This window comes from Nocardia sp. NBC_00881 (genome assembly GCF_045207455.1).
Classification (GTDB): Bacteria; Actinomycetota; Actinomycetes; order Mycobacteriales; family Mycobacteriaceae; genus Nocardia.
On sequence record NZ_CP108798.1, the window covers coordinates 5,549,245 to 5,568,187 of the forward strand.

Here is an 18,943-nt window from a genome sequence, read left to right on the forward strand (position 1 = left end):
ACCAGATGCGCATCTGTGCAGATAGCCAGCGGTGTGCTGGCCGAGCGGAAGGGATGCTTCAGAGCACCTGGGAGAGGAAGCGCTGTAAGCGCGGCGTCCGTGCGGCGTCGAACAATGCGTCGGGCGAACCGGTCTCGACGACCTGTCCCTCGTCCATGAACACCACGCTGTCGGAGACCGTGCGGGCGAAGCCCATCTCGTGCGTCACCACGATCATCGACATACCGCCGGAGGCGAGGTCGGCCATCAGGGCGAGCACGCCCTTGACCAGCTCGGGGTCCAGCGCCGAGGTGGCCTCGTCGAAGAACATGATCTCCGGCTTCATGGCCAGTGCTCGCGCGATCGCGACGCGCTGCTGCTGGCCACCGGAGAGGTTGGCCGGTCTGGTGTCGGCCTTCTCGGCCAACCCGACGATCTCCAACTGCTCGACCGCGAGTGCCCGCGCCGCGTCTTTGGACAGCCCGCGCAACTTGCGGGGCCCGAGCGCGACGTTCTCCACAACGGTCTTGTGCGGGAACAGGTTGAAGTGCTGGAACACCATGCCGATGCGTTGACGCAGCTTGTCCGGGTCTTCGGTGAGCACGGACTCGCCGTCCAGCAGCACGTCGCCCTGGTCCGGCTCGTGCAGCCGGTTCAGCACGCGCAGCAGGGTCGACTTGCCGGAGCCGGATGGTCCGATGACGGTGACGGTCTTGCCCGCAGCGACATGGATGTCGATGCCGCGCAGCACATGGTTGTGTCCGAGCGTCAGGTGCAATCCGGTACCGGTAAGGGAGGCACTCATCTATCCGCGCCCTTCCGTGATCGTGGCCGCCTCGACCGGGTCGATGGGCCGGTCGGGGCGTCCGGTGCGCATACGGCGGTCGATGTAGTTCACCAGATGGGTGAGCGGGACGGTCAGCAGCAGGTAGACCAGGCCCGCTGCCACCAGCGGTGAGAGATTCCCGGTCTGCGCGTTGAGATCTCGGCCGACCGCGAACAGCTCGCGCTGGGTGGCGAGCAGACCGAGGAAGTAGATCAGCGAGGAATCCTTGATCAGCGCGATGAACTGGTTCATCAGCGCGGGCAGCACCCGGCGCACGCCCTGCGGGATCACCACCAGCGTCATCGACTGCCGATAGCCGAACCCGATGGCGCGCGCCGCCTCCAGCTGACCGGCCTCGACCGATTGGATGCCGGAGCGGAAGATCTCGCCGATGTAGGCCGAGGCGAGCAGCGCAAGGGCGACGGCGCCGAGCCAGTACGGGTTGTTCCCGGTGACATTGCGCGCCACCGGACCGATACCGAGGCCGATCAGCAGGATGATCACCACGGCGGGCAGGCCACGGAAGACGTCGGTGTACATCCGCGCGGGCCAGCGCAACCAGCGAGTCCTGGAAATACCCGCGACCGCGAGCAGCATGCCGAGGACGGTACCGAGCCCGCCCGAAACCACCGCGAGGATGAGAGTATTCGGCAGCCCGGTCCGGAACAGATCGGGAAAAGCTCTGCGGTACAAAGACCAGTCGAAGAATGTGTCCTTCAACTGACGCATCGTGGATTTCGGTGCGTTCTGCGCCGGGTCACCCTGCTGTTTTCCGGCGGCGAACGCGGCGAAGTCCGGCAGCTGCGGCGGCGGCGCTGCCTTGGATCCCGGCTTCCAGCCCGGCGGCAGCTGGCGCGGCACCCAGTCGCTGTAGAGCCTGGCGTAGGTGCCGTCGGCGATCACCGCGTCCAGGCCGCTGTTGAGCGCGTCGATCAGCGGCTGGTTGTTCTTGGCGACCGCCCAGCCGACGAAGTTGTCCAGGCTGAAGGTGTTCTGCGATACCGAGGTTCCGTCACCCGGCGCGATCGCGCCCTCCGCCTGCGCGGACGGTGCGACCCAGGCGTCCACCTGGCCGGACTTCAGGTTGGCGTAGGCGGTGTTGTAGTCCGGGAACTTCACCGGGTCCAGGTGCAGCTGGTTCACTACGAACTCGTCCTGCACGGTGCCCTGTACGACGGCGATCCTGGTGCCGCGGTTGAGGTCCGAAAAACCTTTGACGGCACCGTCATTCGGCACAACGAGGGAGAAGTAGCCGAAGTCGTAGCCGTTGGTGAAGCCGACCAACCTGCGCCGCGCGTCGGTAGTGGTGATGTTCGACGAGCCGACGTCGAAGCGGCCGCCGGACACCTGGGCGAGCAGCCCGGCGAACTCGGTACCCGAGAATTCCACCTGCAGGCCGAGCTTGGCGGCGATCGCCTTCAACAGCTCGTTGTCGAAGCCGGTGAACGTTCCCTGCCTGTCGACGCAGATGCTCGGCGGTGCGTCCGAGAGGGTCCCGACGCTGAGCTTGCCCGGGGTGATCAACCCGAGCTTGGATACGTCGATCGAGGTCGGCGACGCGGTCGTCGCGGTGGTATAGCGGTCGGTGCCCGCGGCGTCCGACGAGGCCAGGTTGGTCGGGGCGGCCGATGCGGCGGACAGGCCGGGCGGGGCGCACAGGTTGCGCTCCGTCGACGCATCATCGGAGCCGGACCCGCAGGCCGTGACGCTGAGACCGACAGCAAGCAATATCAGGGCGATCAACGAACGAGACCGCACAGCGGGCAGACGAGCCATGCTGGAACCCTAGCCGGATGAAGCAGTTGATCCTCGGCTACCCGAAGGCCGACGGCGTGAGAACCCTCGGCGCGCACGGCGGTCGATAGTTCGAATCACCCTGATGCGAAATCCGCGCCGACCTGCGTCTGCCGACCGGCAATCCGGCTCAGGCCAGCCCCCGGACCGGCTCCGGGTTGACCTCGTCGCGCCAGCGGACAGCGCGCTCGACCTCGCTCAGGTCGTAGTCCGGTCCGCTCACTCCGATGGTGAACGTCGTCACCCCGGCCGCCACGAACTCCGGCGCCTTCGCCGCGCCCGGCCACTGCACGGACCGTTCGATACGACCCTGGTCAGTGCCTACGGTGGCGCAGTGCTCGGCGAGCACCTTGTTCTTGTGCGCGAGCGCGTCCAGGTCGGCGAAGGTGTGCCAGACGTCGGCGTACTCGGCGACCAGCCGCAGCGTCTTCTTCTCGCCACCGCCGCCGATCAGAATCGGAATCTCGCGGGTCGGCGGGGGGTTCAGCTTCCGCAGGCGGGCGGTAAGCCGGACCAGATTGTCCTTCAGCAGGGTGAGCCTGCTGCCCGGCGTGCCGAACTCGTAGCCGTACTCGTCATAGTCCTTCTGGAACCAACCCGCCCCGATACCCAGAATGAGCCGGCCGCCGCTGATGTGGTCGACAGTGCGCGCCATATCGGCGAGCAGGTCCGGATTGCGGTAGCCGCCGCCGGTGACCAGCGCGCCGATCTCCACGCGCTCGGTCTGCTCAGCCCAGGCGCCCAGCATCGTCCAGCACTCGAAGTGCGCCCCGTCCGGGTCGCCGGTGAGCGGGAAAAAGTGATCCCAGTTGAACACGATGTCGACGCCCACGTCTTCGGCCCGCAGAACCGCGTCGCGGATGCGCCCGTACTCGGGCGCGTGCTGCGGCTGCAGCTGAACTCCGATACGAACTGGACGACTCATGACGTGCTCCTCATCGCTCGGTGGCTACCCCGATCGAGGCTACCGGCGCGGTCGTTTCCACGCAGAAGCGCGAAATGCTGGACTCGGCCGGGCCGGCTACATTGCTCCCTGATCGCAGAGCAGCTGCGACATCGCGTTTATTGTCGGGTGGTCGCGAATGACGTCGAGATCCACAGCTATGCCGAATTCTTCCTCGATATCGCCGGCCAGGCCCGCCACGATCACCGAGGTGATCCCGTACTCGCCGAGCGAGCGACCACGGTCGAGTGACTCCGGCGCGATTTCGAGCTGTTCGGCAACGAGGCTGGTCAACCGACCAGCCACAGTGATGTCGGCGGTCTTGTCAGTCAATTCATTATCCTTTCGAGAAGATGACCGTTAGAGCTTGATGTTGATCCGAAAACTATTCAGTGGTAGCGATCGGCATGATGCCACCGGTTTCGTAGAGTTCACGCATACGAGTCCGCCGTATTTTTCCGCTCGATGTACGGGCGACCGCACCTTTGGACACGAGAAGCAAGTCCGATACCGCGGCACTACTCTCCTCCCAGATAACGGCGCAGATTCGGCCTGACAACGACTCGACGGTGTCGGCCTCGAGAAGACCAGGGTCTATTTCGTGGACGAGAACCAGCCGCTCGGGGCTGTCTACGGCGAACGCCGCTCCGACACCGGAAGCAACTGCCGGTGATGCCCTGCGCGCCGCCGATTCGATATCGTGCGCGTATAAGTTGCGACCATTGAGGATGATCGTGTCCTTGATCCGTCCGGTGACGAACAGATGGCCGTCCAGCATCGCGCCGAGGTCGCCGGTCCGTAGCCAACCGCCGTGGCCGCGCAGCCGACCATCGAAGGTGTGGGCCGACTCCTCCGGCATATTCCAATAACCACGGGCGACGCTGCGCCCGTGCACCCAGATCTCACCGACGTGGTGTGGCGCGCATTCGCTACCGGAGTTCGGATCGACGATCGCGACATCGAGCGACTGCGGACGGCCGCTGCTGACCAAACGCCGCGTATCCGTGGCATCGATCGCTTCCTCGAGGACATTCTCGGCCAGCAGCCGGGCACTCGCCTCGAATTCGACGGAGCCGGCGGATATCGGTGTACCCGTGACGAAAAGGGTTGCCTCGGCCAAGCCGTATACCGGCGTCATAGCCTGCGGCTTCAGCCCGCACGGCGAGAGCAGGTCGACGAACCCGTGAATCGAGGCGGCTTGTACCGGCTCCGCCCCGGTCAGCACAGTTGCGACCGAGCTGAAGTCGAGGTCACGTATCGTCTCGGGCCGGACTCGACGCACGACATAGTCGAAAGCGAAGTTCGGTGCCAGCGTGATTGTGGCCCGATATCGGTGAAGTGCTTCCAGCCACCGCCGCGGGCGTTTGAGAAACGTCACCGGCGACATGAAGACCAGGCTGGCGCCACACCACAACGGGTGCAGGGTCATCCCGATCAAGCCCATGTCGTGAAACTGGGGGAGCCAGCCACATACGATGATGTTCTCATCCGTACCGAGTGCCGCGCCGATCTCCCGCTGGTTGTCGCCGAGGTTCTCGTGGGTCACGATGACCCCCTTGGGCTCACTGGTCGAGCCCGACGTGTACTGCAAGAACGCGTCGGTTTCGCCATCGATATCCACGGCGAACCAGTCCGCGGCATTCTCGACCGCCACCGAATCGGTGGCCAACACCCACGGATCCGAAGGCAAATCCGACGCCCACGATCGAACAAGCGGAGCGAAAGTAGCTGAAGTAAGCACCGCCGTCACGCCTGCGTCCAAAGCAATGCGCGTCAGCCGCTCCTGCCCCGTCGCGCGACCGTCCGGCACCGGCGCAGGCACAGCGACCACTCCGGCCATCAATGCACCGAGGAATCCCACAACGAAATCCGGCCCGGGAGGATATAGAAGCAACGCTCTCTCGCCGGGTGTCAGATGCGAGCGGAGGACGACCGCCACCGCGCGCGCTCGGCAATCCAGATCTGAGTAGCTGAGAGCCGACTCCACGACGGCACCGTCGAGAACGTCCAGGAATATCAGCGCTTCCTTGTCGCCGCTGCGTTGGACATTGTTGCGAAATCTATCGATGTACGCTGTTGCATCAGGCATGAAACTGGATCGAACTCCAAGTAAGCGGGATGGGGTCAAGCAGTGAAGACAGTGGCGTGAGCGGCCGAATAAACTGGCGGCGTTCCGCGCAGACATGACTGCCGATGCGGCCGGATCGATGCGCGCGACATATGTGTAGCCGGTATCGGCGAAATTGTCGTTCTACGACAGCGACAGATTCCTTCCGGTCGAGCATCCAGTACGTCAGATATCGCAATTTTCAGCCATGGCGGTCATCCGCACCTCTTGCCCTATCCGGCGCAAGCCGAGTAACCGGTGAAGCCATGCGATGTCATCTTCAGCGTGCTTAATTTACTCCTGCTTGATATCCACCCTTGGAAAAGGGACTATAGCCGTACTTGCAATAATCGCCACCCGCAAGCGCGCCGCGCCGCGCCGGTCGACCGTACTCAACTCCTCGGTGACTACACATCAGTAGCCGATAGGGTAATGCACCTACATGGATGCCCTCCGAGGCCATGCGAGACACCGACGGGTTGCCGAGGATCCGCGTTCCACGGGGTCGGCCACCTCGGTGCCCCCGAGGTGATCCTGGTGGCCGACGAAACCGGTGATGTGGAGAAGGGCACCGACACCGTCGGGGTGCAACGCTAATACACCGGAACCTCTGGCCGGATCGAAAACTGGCAAGCGGCAGTGTACTGGTCTATGCGACCACCGAAGGACACTGATCGACGGCCGCCTTTACCTGCCGAAATCCTGGGTCGAGGACACCCGAGCCCGCACCCGCCACCCATCTGGTGGCTTCATGCGTTCGGCGCATCGATACGCCCCAGCGGACGGGTCTAAGTTGAAATCTCGACGGCCCGAGAGGGCGGACGGAGGTGTCGGGTGTGGCCGAGCGTTGGCGACGATGTGGTGCGCGGAGTCGCGAGGGAGATGCTGCGGAATCGCGACCAGTTGATCAGCGATCTGTCATCGCAGATTCGCGCACAGGTGGAGGCGCTGGACCTGGACACGCGTATGCGGGAGCTGTTCGAGGCAGGCACCACCGATAATCTGATGGCGGTCCTCGACTTCGTACAGAACGACGCTGATGAGAAAGAGGTGCAGGCTCCGACCAGGGCGCTGGTCTACGCGCGAACCCTCGCACAACGTGATGTCCCGGTGTCAGCGCTCATTCGGGGCTACCGCATCGGGCACGCTGAGTTCCTCGATGTCGCGATGCGGTCCGCCGTGGAGTTGGGTGGCGCCGACGGCGCAGCGGCCATTGTCCGCCTCGTCAATCGCACCGCTGTCTACATCGACCGGGTCTGTGAGCAGGTCGGGATCGCCTACGAGCAGGAACGCGACCGGTGGGTGAGCAGCCGCGGCGGGCTGCGTCAAGAGTGGGTGGCGCGCGTGCTCGACGGCTCGGTCGCCGACATCGGCCAGGCCGAGCAGGTACTGCAGTATTCGCTGTGCGGCAACCACGTCGCGCTGAATGTGTGGACCGGTCCCGAGATCTCACCGCGGGCAGCGGTTGGCGTCCTGGACGCCTTTCGCGGTGCGCTGATTCCGCTGTTCGACGATTCTCGGCGGCCGTTGCTGGTGCCGACCGACGAACACGAGGTTCGGCTGTGGTTCTCGGTTCCCCGCAAGTTCGCGATCGACGTGACCGCCATCGAGCGCGCGATATCGGCGCTGCCCGGACGCGTGGCGATCGGCGAGTGCGGAGTTGGTGTAGCCGGTTTCTGCCGTAGCCTGCGCCAAGCCGATCGGGTCCGAGAGATCGTGCTTTTGGCCGGCGAGCGCGCACCCCGGGTCGTATCGCACGCCCAGGTAGCGGCCGTCGCACTGATGGTCGGAGATGTCGAGGCGCTGCGTGAGTTCGTCGCCGATTGCCTGGGTGAACTGGCCGTCGACAACCATCGCAACGTGTGGTTACGGGAAACTCTGTGCGTCTTTCTGGCCAACAACCGCAGTTTCGCCGCCACCGCGCAGGAATTGGCCGTACACCGCAACACCATCCAGTACCGCGTGCGGCAGGCGCTGGACGCGATCGGGAACGTCTTCGACGATCATGACCGCACACTGCACCTGCATCTAGCGCTCCAGGCCGCACGCTGGCTGGGGCCCGCAGTCCTGAGACCGACCGCATCTCGCTGACCCGACGCCCCTCGGTGCGGCATCCGAAAGAGTTTCCTCAGTTATGTGCGCTCCGCACAAAAGATGTACAAACTTTCATTCGCACAGGATATAGTCTGGCTCACAGTACGGCCCTAGCATGTGTAATACACGCAGCTCAACGCGGGTGCGCAAAGGAGACTTCAGGAAACACTCGACACCGTGAGTTATGCGTTAGACCCAATTACCGGCTAGGCGATTCGCCGAGCTGAATGACCTTTCATTCCTCGAACCATCCGATTGCGGAGGGGCAAGCGCTCGTGGAGTTGGGCTTTGCCCTGCCGCACGGCCGGCGGCTGGTAGAAAACCCCTTTCCCGTAAGGAGACAACCGCTGTGACACGGATCGAAACCGTTCGCGGAGCTATCGACACCGCCGGTCTCGGCGTGACATTGATGCACGAGCACATCTTCGTGCTCACGGGGGATATCCAGCAGAACTACCCGGCCGAATGGGGTTCCGAAGACGAACGGATCGCCGACGCCGTCCGGCGACTGCGCGGCGCCTACGACGCGGGCGTACGCACGATCGTCGACCTGACGGTGGTCGGCCTCGGGCGCTACATCCCGCGGATTCAGCGGATCGCCCAACAGATTTCGGTCAACCTGGTGGTCGCGACCGGCGTCTATACCTATGACGACGTCCCGTTCTACTTCCACTACCGGGGGCCGGCGCTGAACGCGATGATGGGCGCGCAGGTCCCCGACCCCATGGTCGACATGTTCATCGGCGACATCCGTCACGGTATCGCAGGCACCGGGGTCAAGGCAGGCATGCTCAAGTGCGCCATCGACCAGCAGGGACTCACCTCGGGAGTCGAACGTGTCATGCGTGCGATCGCCAAAGCCCACCTCGAAACCGGCGTGCCGATCACCGTGCACACCCACCCGGATTCCCGCACCGGCCTCGACGTGAAGCGCGTCATGTGCGACGAAGAAGGCGTCGACCCCGGCCGAATCGTACTCGGCCACAGCGGCGACAGCACCGACTGTGATCACCTCTCCGAACTGGCCGACGCGGGCTTCATCCTCGGCATGGACCGCTTCGGTATCCACCTCGAAACCACCTTCGAGGCCCGCGCGGACACCCTGATCGAAATGGTGCGCCGCGGTTACACCGACCGGATGGTGCTTTCGCAGGACGCGAACTGCTACATCGACTGGGTCGAACCAGCCGCGATGGCCGCTCTGCCACAATGGCACTACACCCACATATTCGACGACGTGTTCCCCTACGTGCTCGAACGCGGCGTCAGCAAGGAACAGATCGGCACCATGCTGATCGACGTTCCACGCGCGTTCTTCGAAGGCCGCTGAAGGCGCCGGCCCACGGCGCGCCGGAGTGGCATCTCCGTGGCGTGCCGAACGGTGTCCGATGTCACCGTTCCAGGAGGCCGAGCAGCCGGACAAGCGCTCGCCGAAACACCGGCCGCCAAGTAGTATCACTCCCCGCCCTTACTCGGATCGTCCGGCACGTTCCTGCCGGGATGGGATGTGCATTCACCATGGCCACTGTGACCTTCGACCGCGCGACACGGCTATACCCCGGCGCGACCAAACCCTCCGTCGATCAATTGGATTTGGAGATCGAGGATGGTGAGTTCCTTGTTCTGGTCGGTCCGTCCGGCTGCGGCAAATCGACCTCGCTGCGAATGCTCGCCGGGCTGGAGGAGGTCGACGACGGGCGCATTCTGATCGGCGCCAACGACGTGACGCATGCCGAACCCAAGGAACGCGACATCGCGATGGTGTTCCAGAACTACGCGCTCTACCCGCACATGACCGTCGCGGAGAACATGGGTTTCGCGCTCAAGCTGGCCAAGGTAGCCAAGGCGGAGAAGGAGAAGCGGGTCCTGGAAGCGGCCAAGCTGCTCGATCTGGAGCCCTACCTGGACCGCAAGCCGAAGGCGCTGTCCGGCGGTCAGCGGCAGCGCGTCGCGATGGGCCGGGCGATCGTGCGTCAGCCGCAGGTGTTCCTGATGGACGAGCCGCTGTCCAATCTCGACGCGAAACTGCGTGTGCAGACCCGCACCCAGATCGCGCAGCTGCAACGGAGGCTGGGCACCACCACCGTGTACGTCACGCACGACCAGGTCGAGGCGATGACGATGGGCGACCGGGTCGCCGTGCTGAAGGACGGCGTGCTGCAGCAGTGCGCGACGCCGCGTGATCTGTACCGCGATCCGGCCAACGTGTTCGTCGCGGGTTTCATGGGCTCGCCCGCCATGAACCTTTTCACGCTTCCGATCACCGACGGTGGCGTCGAGCTGGGCGGACATGTGCTCCAGGTGCCGCGTTCGGTGGCGGACGCGGCCGGGAACACCGTGACGGTCGGCATCCGGCCCGAGCACTTCGAGCTCGGCGAGGGCTCCGGCATCGAGATGGAGGTCGACGTGGTGGAGGAGCTGGGCTCCGACGCCTACATCTACGGCCGCACCGTCACCGAGACCAGCAGCGCGGGGGAAACCATTGTGGCGCGGGCGGATTGGCGCAACCCGCCGGCCAAGGGCACCAGGCTGCGGCTGTCCGCCGACGCCGAGCACACCTACTTCTTCGACACAGCCGGCCGCCGCCTCGACTGAGTTCGTCGCCGAAAGGGCCCGTTCGCACCAGTCCTATGGGCGGTCGGGCTCGATCGGATCAGTTTTTCGTGCCGGAGCGCTGGCGCACCTCCTCGGCGTACTCCTCGTTGAGCCGCACGCCCAGCTCCTCCAGCTCGATCTCGCGCCCGGTCTCGCTGCGTACCTGCACCCGCACTGGAGCGCCGGTGGCCTCCTCGACCAGCAGTAACGGCGCGGGACCCGATTGCAGATACGCGTCGCCCCATTGCATGAGCGCGAGCACGGCCGGAAGCAGATCCCGTCCCATTCCGGTGAGCACGTACTCGTGCCGCGTGCGCTTGCCTTCCTCCTGGTACGGCCGCTTCGTCAGTAACCCGGCCTCGGTGAGTTTGCGTAGCTGGCCCGCTGCGGCCGCGTCGGTGATTCCCACCCGGCTTGCGAACCCGTCGAACCGCCGGGTCCCGTAATAGGCCTCGCGCAGGATGAGGACCGCCGAGCGGGTGCCGACGATGTCGAGTGCCTTCGCGATCGAGCACTCCTCGGCTTTCCACGAGCTGAGATCGGCCAACGGTCCTTCCATCACTGCTGCCATGACAAACATCATACCGATGCTGACTTTCCTTAACTATCGCCAGAGGTATTCTGACTATGTGTTGATAGAGTCAGGCATGGCCGCCCGGCTCTCGGCCCGAGAGGAAGCCCCATGAGAGACGCGGTGATTGTCGAAGCGGTACGTACCCCGATCGGCAAGGGCAAGCCGAACGGCGCACTGCATAACGTCAATGCGGTGGACCTACTGGCCCACAGCCTGCGCGAGATAGTGGATCGCAGCGGCATCGATCCCGCGCTCATCGACGACGTGATCGGTGGCATCGTCACCCAGGTCGGCGAGCAGGGCGCCAACATGACCCGGAGGGCCGCGTTGGCCGCCGGGTATCCCGAATCCGTTCCCGCGACCACCGTGGACCGGCAATGTGGCAGCAGCCAGCAGGCGATCCACTTCGCCGCGCAGGGCGTGATCGCGGGCGCCTACGATGTCGTCGTCGCGGCGGGCGTGGAGTCGATGGGACGAATTCCCATGGGCGCCAACCTGATCGGATCCGATGATATCGCCGGCGTCGGTTTCGCCGAGCGCTACCCGGAAGGTCTGGTGCCGCAGGGCATCAGCGCCGAGCTGATCGCGGCCAAGTGGGGCCTGACCCGTACCCAGCTGGACGAGTTCGCGCTCGGCAGCCACGAGAAAGCCGCGCTCGCCACCAAGAACGGGCTGTTCGCCAGGGAGCTGGCGCCGATCAATGGGCTCAGCACCGACGAGGGCATCCGGGTCGGCAGCACGCCAGAAACCCTGGCCAAGCTACGCCCCGCCTACTACGACCCGGCCATGGCCGCCCGCTTCCCGCAGATCGACTGGAAAATCACCGCGGCGACCGCGAGCCAGGTCAGCGACGGCAGCGCGGCGGTGCTGATCATGACCAGCGAGCGCGCCGAGGAGTTGGGCCTGAAGCCGCTGGCCCGGCTGCACAGCTTCGCCGTGGCCGGTGACGACCCGCTGCTGATGCTCACCGCGGTGATCCCGGCGACCGAGAAGGTGCTGCGGCGAGCCGGACTTCAGCTTTCCGACATCGACCTGATCGAGATCAACGAGGCCTTCTCGCCGGTGGTGCTCGCCTGGGCGCACGACACCGGGGCCGACCTCGGCAAGGTCAACGTCAACGGCGGCGCTATCGCCATCGGGCACCCCCTCGGCGCGTCCGGCGCACGCCTGATGACCACGCTGGTCCACGCTATGCGGGATCGTGGTGCCCGGTATGGTCTGCAAACCATGTGCGAGGCAGGCGGACTGGCGAACGCCACGATCCTCGAGCGGCTTTGAGTTCTCGCGCGGTACCCGTCCCGGATCGGGTACCGCGCTCAGATCGAGACGAGCACGATCGCGATCACGAATCCGACCAACCAGGATTCGACGATCAGCGGCACCGCCACCAGCGGAGTCCATGCGATGGGCCTGCCGTCGCGCGCCTTCTCCACCATCGAGACCGCCGCGGCGATCACCGAGGCCACGATCCCCGTCCACGCGACGACCTGCGCCCACGGCAGGTACCCGACGCAGCGAGAGCCGTCCGCATCGCGGGCGAGCATCTCGTAGAGCGGGACAAAAGAGGCGATCAGCCAGCCGAATCCGACGGCGATCACCGAGCCGAGCGCCGCGCGCAGGAAGTCGGTCAACCGCCGCCGTGGATGCCACGCCATGTCTTCAGCATGACTTGTCCACGGCTGCACGGCATCTCGACCACTCACGGTCCAATGTAGACCTGGGCGGCCAGCGCGACCCCGCCCAAGAACGAGCCGGCGATCAGCAGTATCGCCAGCACCGGCCAGAACCACAGGTACCAGCGCTTGACCACGGCTACGCCGAGCAGCGCGAGGGAGCCGAGCAACGCGAGTGCAGTCCCGCCCCAAGACACGACGAACGCCCAGGTGAGGTACTCGGTGCGGCAGTTGTCCCGCGTGCACGGATCGGTCGCGAAGACGAAGAAGAGGGTGAAGTAGGCGGCGACAAGTCCGAGAACCGCCGCGCCGCAGTACAACAGGACGGCGAGTACCAGATCCCAGGTCCGCACCTGCTGCCGACCGGACCCGCTCACCGGCTGGGGAACCGCGTAGTAGGGCGGCCAGGCATCGGGCCGCGGGGAGCTTGTCTCGATCATGTCGTCAACAATCCCGGTTCGCGCTTTCGGCCGACTCCGGGAAACTACTCGAGTTCACGTGCGCAATACCTCGAATAGGCTGGGCGGCGATGAGCGATTCCGTACCACAGAGCGTCGTCTACGCCATTCCGATGCGCACCCGTTTCCGTGGCATCACGGTGCGCGAAGGGATGCTGATCCAGGGCCCGCTCGGATGGGGCGAATTCTGCCCGTTTCCCGAATACGACGACCAGGAGGCCGCGGGCTGGTTGGCCACCGCGCTGGAGCAGGTCACGGTGGGATGGCCGAAGCCGATACGGGATCGGATCCCGATCAACTGCACCGTGCCTGCGGTCGATCCGGAGCATGCGCATGCCATCGTCGCCGGGTCCGGGTGCCGCACCGCCAAGGTGAAAGTCGCCGACCATCCAGAATCGCTCGCGGAGGATGTGGCCAGGGTGGAGGCGGTGCGCGACGCGCTCGGCCCGGACGGTGCGATTCGCGTCGATGCCAACGCGGCGTGGGACATTGATACCGCCGTCGCGCACATCAGCCGGATCGACAAGGCAGCGGGCGGTCTGGAGTACGTCGAACAGCCGTGCCGGACCATCGAGGAACTCGCCGCCGTGCGCCGCCGGGTCGAGGTCCGCATCGCCGCCGACGAATCCATCCGCCGCGCCGAGGACCCGCTGCGGGTGGCGGTCGCCGGTGCCGCCGATATCGCCGTACTCAAATGCACGCCGCTGGGGGGCGTCCGCCGCGCCCTTCAGGTGGCGGAGGCCGCAGGCCTGCCGTGCGTGGTCTCCTCAGCCTTGGAAACCAGCGTCGGCCTCGCTGCCCAGCTGGCGCTGGCCGGTGCGCTCCCCGAACTCGACTTCGCCTGCGGCCTCGGCACTTTGAGCCTGCTCACCGGCGACCTGGTACCTGACTCTTTCCGCCCGGTGGACGGCTACCTCACCGTCCCGCGCACGCCGCCTCAACCAGGCCCAGCGCTACTGGAGCGCTACCGCCACCCCGACGACACCCGCACCACTTGGTGGCAGGAGCGATTGGCCCGCGTCTCGGCGTTGGTCAGTGAGAGCCCGACGGCATAGCGCTGACGACACCGCACCCCAACGACACGACCCCACCAAACCACACAGCCCGGTCCACCGACCGCGTAGCCCGGCCGACCAACCCACGCTTGCCCCATAGTCAAGACCACCGGCCCTCGTAAGCAGGTTTCGCGTCGAGAGGCCCAGCATAGAAAGGTACCGCCTGGTTGGATCAGGTCCGGGTTGAACGGTTGGCCGCCCGGAACTGGCACGGATTGTCGGCCCCAGCGCTGACGCGCCGTGGACGATGACGGTCACCAACACCTCCACCTACGCCATCGCCCGGGTGGGTGCACAGACCAGCGGCACCAGCGTCACATGCCGGGTCACTGTTGACGGGCGCGTGAAGGATGAGACCTCGACCCGGAAATACGCGGTCGTCGACTGCACTGGTAGTCCCCGAACGCAAAGAAGCCGCCCCGGATTCCGGGGCGGGCCGCGGCCACCAACATCAGGTCCAGCTGTTCGGTGGTTGCTACCGTCGATATGTGAGCCGAACTCAGTGGACTATCCACAGTGAGCATGTCGTGGACGAGAATCGTCATATTCGCCTGTCGACAGTGGATATCGAACTCCCCGACGGGGTGAAGTTCACGCAGTACGTGGCGCGGCTGCCGCGCTGCGCGATGACCCTGGTGCTCAATGACCGCCGGGAAGTTCTGCTCATGTACCGGCATCGCTTCATCATCGACCGGTGGGTGTGGGAACTGCCCGGAGGCTACGTCGACCACGCCGAGGACATCGCCGTCGCCGCAGCGCGAGAAGTCGAAGAGGAAACCGGTTGGCGTCCCAATACTATGGAGCACCTGGTGGCGTTCCAGCCTTCTATCGGCACCTTGGACCAGCCGCAGGAGATCTACCTAGCGCGCGGTGCTGAACTGACCGACACGGCCCCAGACATCAACGAGGCTGAGGACATTCGCTGGATCCCGTTAACGGAAGCAGTCGAGATGATCGACCGCGGCGAAATCGTCGGCGCGGCGACGGTGGTCGCGGTGTACCGGGCGCTCAGTCTGTCCGCACGGTGAGCGCCAGAACTTGCCTACGGAAGTGATCCACGTCTGACAGTTCGACGTATGGCGTGAGCCGGTGGCGGAGTTCGCGGAGGTATGCGTGGGCCCGCCGCGACTCCAGGCCACGCGCGAGTTCGAGGGCTTCGGTGCCGACGCGCACTGCCTCGTGCGGATCTGACGAGGCGTGGGCTGATGCCAGCAAACAGAGGTTGAACGCACGCCCACGGAGATATCCGTCCGACATGTTCAACGACTGCTCGGCGAACCTTGCGGTCCGTGCGTAGTCGCCGAGGTCCCGGAAGCAATGCGCCGCCTTCGCTGACATGTAGGCGACGTCGAAGTAGTCGAGCCAGCCGGGGCGGGCAGAATCGGCGCGGCTGAATGCTCGCTCAGCAGCATTCATGGAGATGCCGCAGGCCGAACCGTCGCGGCGCGCTGCGTGGCCGTGTGCCTCCACCATGTGGCATTCAGACTCCAGTACCGCCATGCCGGCTGTGCGGGCGGCGACCTGGGCTGCGCGTGCAAGGTCGACCGCATCGCCTGGCCGTCCCACGTAGGTCGCTTGATGGCTCATGGCTGCAAGGATTTCCGCACCGAGCCCGGCGTCTCCCGCTGCCCGGGACATCCGAAGAGCCTGGATCAGATACCGCTGTGCGAGCCCGTGTTCCTCTTGGTCATACGCAGCCCAGCCCGCGAGCTTCGTCAACTCCGCTGTCGTAGCGAAAAGTTGACGCCCGATCGGCTCGTTGTAACTCCCGCGCAGAAGCGACGCGACGGAGCTGTGGAGATAGTGGACGATTGTTGATCGGACCTTGCCGCCACCTACCCGATTGTCCAGGTCGCGGAACGCCGTGGCCATCGTTCGAACGGCATCGACGTCGGCCTGCCCGATACGCCGAGATCCTGCCGACACCGGGTGTTCGGGTCCGGGCAGGGTCAACCATCGCATTGAAGCGGCCGGGTAAGCGGCCACCGCGTACGATGATCCCACCAGGAACCGCCTGCGCTCCACGTCACTCCTCCACAGCGCAGTCGCAGCGGCAGTGGCCTCCGCGAGGCTCAACGAAAACTCCAACCCCATGTCCGCTGTTGCCTGTCCCGCGGACATGCCGCAGTCGGATGGAACCAATCGGCGGCCCGCCACCTCCGTCATGACTTCGGCAACCAACTCCGGTACTGGCGAGTTCGGCTGTTCCCCAGCTAGCCATCGACCGACTGCGGTGTGGTCGTAGCTGAGCTCCACGCCCACTCCACGACCCCGCTCAATTATTCTGCGCGCGAGGCCTTTTCGGGTAAGCCCGGTCTCGTCCAACAACTCTTCGAGTTGCCGATTGGGCTGCTTGGGCTGACGTCCCATGCCTAGGAGTGTGGCACGGGTGACAGTGCCGACACCACGATTCCACCTCCGCGCACACCCCCCCTGCACACACCCGCCCGTCCCGCACGCCTTACGGGCGCGTCGCTGGGTGAGGTCATCTGTAGATGGCACTCGCCGCCGGGTTGATACCCCCCGAAGGTTCCGGCATCGGGTGCCCTCCAACCGAACACACAACGCGCCCGGGGGTATAGCCGAAATGCCCATAGCTCTTTTGATCGCCTTCACAGTCGCAGCCTTCATCTACGCCACGATCTGTTACTTCGATCGGCCCGTGAAAGTCGCTGATAAGTGCCACCCCGCACCCGACGTCCCGTACACCACGGAGGACGCGCATCTGGTGTGGCAGGCGCGGATCGGCTGCGACACCGAAACGTGCGCCGACAAGGCCGCCGCACTCGATGTCCTCATCGAAGCCAAGATTGTCAAGCCGTGGCGGGCCGTCCGGTGACCACCCTCGCCGACGCCGAACAGTGGCGACACTTCCACCGAAACTGCTGGGAAGACCCCATATTCCGTTCGCTGGACCAGGCGCAGTTCGTCATCAACATTCACGCGGGCCACGGCCACATGTGCGTGCAGTATGTCGGCGCGATGGCATACATCATGGGCTCCGGGGACGGGGCAGGCCATGACTCGTGACGACACATGGTCCGTCGTCGGCCCGGACGGTCGCCCTGTCGAGGTCCGCTCCTATGGCGAGCCGGATGCCGCCCTCGGCGCGCCCGCGCTCGACCCGCACAGCGTCGCCGACGTCGAGCTGTTCGGCCGAGCGATCCGACAGTGGGTAGCGGAGGCGACAGCATGAGCTGGGCCCACGACCACTGCACCGACAGCAACTGGCCCGAAGACGTCGATCACGCACAGGGGCTGCTCCAGTTGCACGAGAAGTGCGACCCGCCATGCCCCCGGAAGACGGTCACCCGCGCGTGGCTGGAACGCCGCGGCATACAGGGGGGACGCGGTGGCGCTCAGTAGATCGCAGGCGATGGTGCTTGGTGCTCTGGCCCAGGGCGAGCCGATGACGACGCAGGAGTTGAGCGTCCGGACGGGTCTCGCTGCGACGACCGCGCGGACCGCCGCGACATCCCTCGCTCACGGCGGATGGGCATCCGGCACCGACAGGGTTCCGACGTACTGGCGGATCACCGACTGCGGCAAACGCCTTGCCGCGACCCGACTTTACCGCGGTTACCGGACTGCCAACGCCTGACCGCAGGCGCCCCCATAGAACGTCCCGGCAACGGGATACCCGAGATAGGCAAGGAGATCGCATGAACGAGCTTTACAGTCCTGGCCCGGATGGCGCCTCGATCGACGTTTTCACCGAATAGAACGTCCAAGGCAACGCGGACGACGGCCAGGACTGAGCTCTACACGCGAGAAGACGTCCCAAGCGACCCGGAGGGGCGTTCATATCAGGAGGGGAAATCAAATGGACTGCAACATATTCGGTGCCCGCATCACGCACACAATCGGCGCCGCGCTAATCCTCGCCGCCGCGCTTACGGTCGGTCAAGGCAGCGCCCACGCCACACCAACGCCTGCCGCGGACCACGTGGTGTGCTTCCCCCACGCGATCGAGCCGTACAAGACCGGCCACAACTCGATCGCGTCGATCAACTTCGGGTTCAAGATCCACTGCGTCGGCAGGCCCACGCTGCGGAGTGTCACCACGAAGCTGTGGCGCTATGACGCGTCGGACGGCGAGCGCTACGTACACTCGGAGCGAAACGACTCCTCGACCGACCCGGACGTGGAGACACTGTACTCCGCATCGTGCTCGTCTGCGGGAATCCTGTACCAGTTCCACACGCAGGTGATCGTGAACGCGTTTAATGGCTACTGGGACCGCGGCGGCGACGACAGCGCCACCATCGCAGCGATCTGTTGACGCAGGAAGGGGATAGCTAATGGACAGCCATCCAGCGGTCACCGCGGCAATCGACGCCCTGGCAGACGCCGACAAAGACCTGACGCCCGTTACCGCCATAATCCGGGACGAGATCGTCGCCTCAGTCATTGATGGAGCGATGGGTCGCTGGATCGTGTTCGCGCTCCCCTGCGGCCGTGACTGGGTCGTGACAGGCACCACGTATGGGGCACCGCGACCGGCCGGGCCGCGTGCTGACCGGACGCCCAATTACCTGCCGCTGCAACGGATGGGGACAAGGTTTCGTCAAGACGACACAGGAAGCGACGGCTGGTACGCGGTAACCGGTCTGGCCGCTCTTGACGCGGTGTCGGTGGCGGTGGCGTCCGAACTGGAGGAGTCCGTCGTACCGATCGGCGAACACGGCTTAGCGTTCACCGTCGTCCGCGCCAGCTCCACGGAAGACCCGATCGTCTACGTGCACACCAGCGATGGGCGGCGCGTATCGGCGTCGCTGCCACAGGCAGGGTAGACACGTCGAAACGCCCCGGTCTGTTGTGTGAAAAGCAAGGATCGCCGCTCAT

At 65.2% G+C, this 18,943-nt stretch carries 22 protein-coding genes and 1 pseudogene; 14 read left to right on the plus strand and 9 right to left on the minus strand.

The features are described 5' to 3' along the window. Window positions 1–58: 58 nt before the first annotated feature. The 5 genes from OH799_RS23665 to OH799_RS23685 form a co-directional block, all read right to left on the minus strand. A complete protein-coding gene (locus OH799_RS23665; RefSeq protein WP_406268026.1) occupies window positions 59–784 on the minus strand; it encodes an amino acid ABC transporter ATP-binding protein in 726 nt (241 codons plus the stop codon). Next, window positions 785–2,581 carry an ABC transporter substrate-binding protein/permease gene (locus OH799_RS23670; protein ID WP_406268029.1) on the minus strand — a complete coding sequence of 599 codons (1,797 nt, stop codon included), beginning with the start codon at window positions 2,579–2,581 and terminating at the stop codon, window positions 785–787. Window positions 2,582–2,729: 148 nt separating this feature from the next. Continuing rightward, on the minus strand, window positions 2,730–3,524 hold the full coding sequence (locus OH799_RS23675; protein WP_406268032.1) for an LLM class F420-dependent oxidoreductase: 795 nt from the start codon (window positions 3,522–3,524) through the stop codon (window positions 2,730–2,732). 96 nt (window positions 3,525–3,620) lie between these two features. Further along, window positions 3,621–3,875 (minus strand): acyl carrier protein, encoded by a 255-nt coding sequence (locus tag OH799_RS23680; RefSeq protein WP_406268035.1) that lies wholly within the window; start codon window positions 3,873–3,875, stop codon window positions 3,621–3,623. A gap of 52 nt (window positions 3,876–3,927) precedes the next feature. Further along, entirely contained in the window at window positions 3,928–5,631 is a 1,704-nt protein-coding gene (locus OH799_RS23685) for a fatty acyl-AMP ligase (protein ID WP_406268039.1), read from the minus strand. Window positions 5,632–6,153: 522 nt separating this feature from the next. Between OH799_RS23685 and OH799_RS23690 the strand changes: the two are divergent. From OH799_RS23690 to OH799_RS23705, 4 genes and pseudogenes are all read left to right on the plus strand, one after another. Then, window positions 6,154–6,364, plus strand: a pseudogene (locus tag OH799_RS23690) (transposase); the annotation flags it as partial. 167 nt (window positions 6,365–6,531) lie between these two features. Further along, on the plus strand, window positions 6,532–7,740 hold the full coding sequence (locus tag OH799_RS23695) for a PucR family transcriptional regulator (protein WP_406268041.1): 1,209 nt from the start codon (window positions 6,532–6,534) through the stop codon (window positions 7,738–7,740). 352 nt (window positions 7,741–8,092) lie between these two features. Beyond that, entirely contained in the window at window positions 8,093–9,073 is a 981-nt protein-coding gene (locus OH799_RS23700) for a phosphotriesterase (protein ID WP_406268044.1), read from the plus strand. Window positions 9,074–9,261: 188 nt separating this feature from the next. Then, window positions 9,262–10,338: an ABC transporter ATP-binding protein gene (locus tag OH799_RS23705; protein ID WP_406268047.1), complete on the plus strand. Its 1,077-nt coding sequence runs from the start codon at window positions 9,262–9,264 to the stop codon at window positions 10,336–10,338. Window positions 10,339–10,396: 58 nt separating this feature from the next. Here OH799_RS23705 and OH799_RS23710 read toward each other — a convergent pair whose 3' ends face one another. Further along, a complete protein-coding gene (locus tag OH799_RS23710) occupies window positions 10,397–10,921 on the minus strand; it encodes a winged helix-turn-helix transcriptional regulator (protein WP_406268050.1) in 525 nt (174 codons plus the stop codon). 99 nt (window positions 10,922–11,020) lie between these two features. Here OH799_RS23710 and OH799_RS23715 point away from each other — a divergent pair, with 99 nt between their 5' ends. Beyond that, window positions 11,021–12,190, plus strand: coding sequence for a thiolase family protein (locus OH799_RS23715; RefSeq protein WP_406268053.1), 1,170 nt, complete (start codon window positions 11,021–11,023; stop codon window positions 12,188–12,190). A 38-nt stretch (window positions 12,191–12,228) separates the two neighbouring features. On the opposite strand, the gene OH799_RS23720 is transcribed toward OH799_RS23715, so the two are convergent. Together OH799_RS23720 and OH799_RS23725 are read right to left on the minus strand one after the other, a co-directional pair. Further along, window positions 12,229–12,567, minus strand: coding sequence for a hypothetical protein (locus OH799_RS23720; protein WP_406268057.1), 339 nt, complete (start codon window positions 12,565–12,567; stop codon window positions 12,229–12,231). Between the two features lie 44 nt (window positions 12,568–12,611). Continuing rightward, entirely contained in the window at window positions 12,612–13,025 is a 414-nt protein-coding gene (locus OH799_RS23725; RefSeq protein ID WP_406268059.1) for a hypothetical protein, read from the minus strand. 89 nt (window positions 13,026–13,114) lie between these two features. On the opposite strand from OH799_RS23725, the gene OH799_RS23730 reads away from it, so the two are divergent. The 3 genes from OH799_RS23730 to OH799_RS23740 all read left to right on the plus strand — a co-directional run bounded on the left by OH799_RS23730 (window position 13,115) and on the right by OH799_RS23740 (window position 15,126). After that, entirely contained in the window at window positions 13,115–14,098 is a 984-nt protein-coding gene (locus OH799_RS23730) for an o-succinylbenzoate synthase (protein WP_406268062.1), read from the plus strand. Between the two features lie 214 nt (window positions 14,099–14,312). Continuing rightward, window positions 14,313–14,618: an MmpS family transport accessory protein gene (locus tag OH799_RS23735; RefSeq protein ID WP_406282440.1), complete on the plus strand. Its 306-nt coding sequence runs from the start codon at window positions 14,313–14,315 to the stop codon at window positions 14,616–14,618. Continuing rightward, window positions 14,587–15,126 carry an NUDIX hydrolase gene (locus tag OH799_RS23740; protein ID WP_406268065.1) on the plus strand — a complete coding sequence of 180 codons (540 nt, stop codon included), beginning with the start codon at window positions 14,587–14,589 and terminating at the stop codon, window positions 15,124–15,126. Before OH799_RS23735 ends, OH799_RS23740 begins: the two co-directional genes overlap by 32 nt. Here the strand turns inward: OH799_RS23740 and OH799_RS23745 are convergent. Further along, window positions 15,107–16,468, minus strand: a complete 1,362-nt coding sequence (locus OH799_RS23745; protein ID WP_406268068.1) for a hypothetical protein — start codon at window positions 16,466–16,468, stop codon at window positions 15,107–15,109. The genes OH799_RS23740 and OH799_RS23745 overlap by 20 nt on opposite strands. Window positions 16,469–16,685: 217 nt before the next feature. Here OH799_RS23745 and OH799_RS23750 point away from each other — a divergent pair, with 217 nt between their 5' ends. The 6 genes from OH799_RS23750 to OH799_RS23775 all read left to right on the plus strand — a co-directional run bounded on the left by OH799_RS23750 (window position 16,686) and on the right by OH799_RS23775 (window position 18,891). Beyond that, window positions 16,686–16,937: a hypothetical protein gene (locus tag OH799_RS23750; RefSeq protein WP_406268071.1), complete on the plus strand. Its 252-nt coding sequence runs from the start codon at window positions 16,686–16,688 to the stop codon at window positions 16,935–16,937. After that, window positions 16,919–17,128 (plus strand): hypothetical protein, encoded by a 210-nt coding sequence (locus OH799_RS23755; protein ID WP_406268073.1) that lies wholly within the window; start codon window positions 16,919–16,921, stop codon window positions 17,126–17,128. Before OH799_RS23750 ends, OH799_RS23755 begins: the two co-directional genes overlap by 19 nt. Further along, entirely contained in the window at window positions 17,118–17,294 is a 177-nt protein-coding gene (locus tag OH799_RS23760) for a hypothetical protein (RefSeq protein ID WP_406268076.1), read from the plus strand. The genes OH799_RS23755 and OH799_RS23760 overlap by 11 nt, the downstream gene beginning before the upstream one ends. Window positions 17,295–17,474: 180 nt before the next feature. Next, window positions 17,475–17,699, plus strand: a complete 225-nt coding sequence (locus tag OH799_RS23765; protein ID WP_406268079.1) for a helix-turn-helix domain-containing protein — start codon at window positions 17,475–17,477, stop codon at window positions 17,697–17,699. A gap of 222 nt (window positions 17,700–17,921) precedes the next feature. Beyond that, a complete protein-coding gene (locus tag OH799_RS23770; protein ID WP_406268081.1) occupies window positions 17,922–18,380 on the plus strand; it encodes a hypothetical protein in 459 nt (152 codons plus the stop codon). Window positions 18,381–18,399: 19 nt separating this feature from the next. Then, window positions 18,400–18,891 (plus strand): hypothetical protein, encoded by a 492-nt coding sequence (locus OH799_RS23775; RefSeq protein ID WP_406268083.1) that lies wholly within the window; start codon window positions 18,400–18,402, stop codon window positions 18,889–18,891. Window positions 18,892–18,943 lie beyond the last annotated feature (52 nt).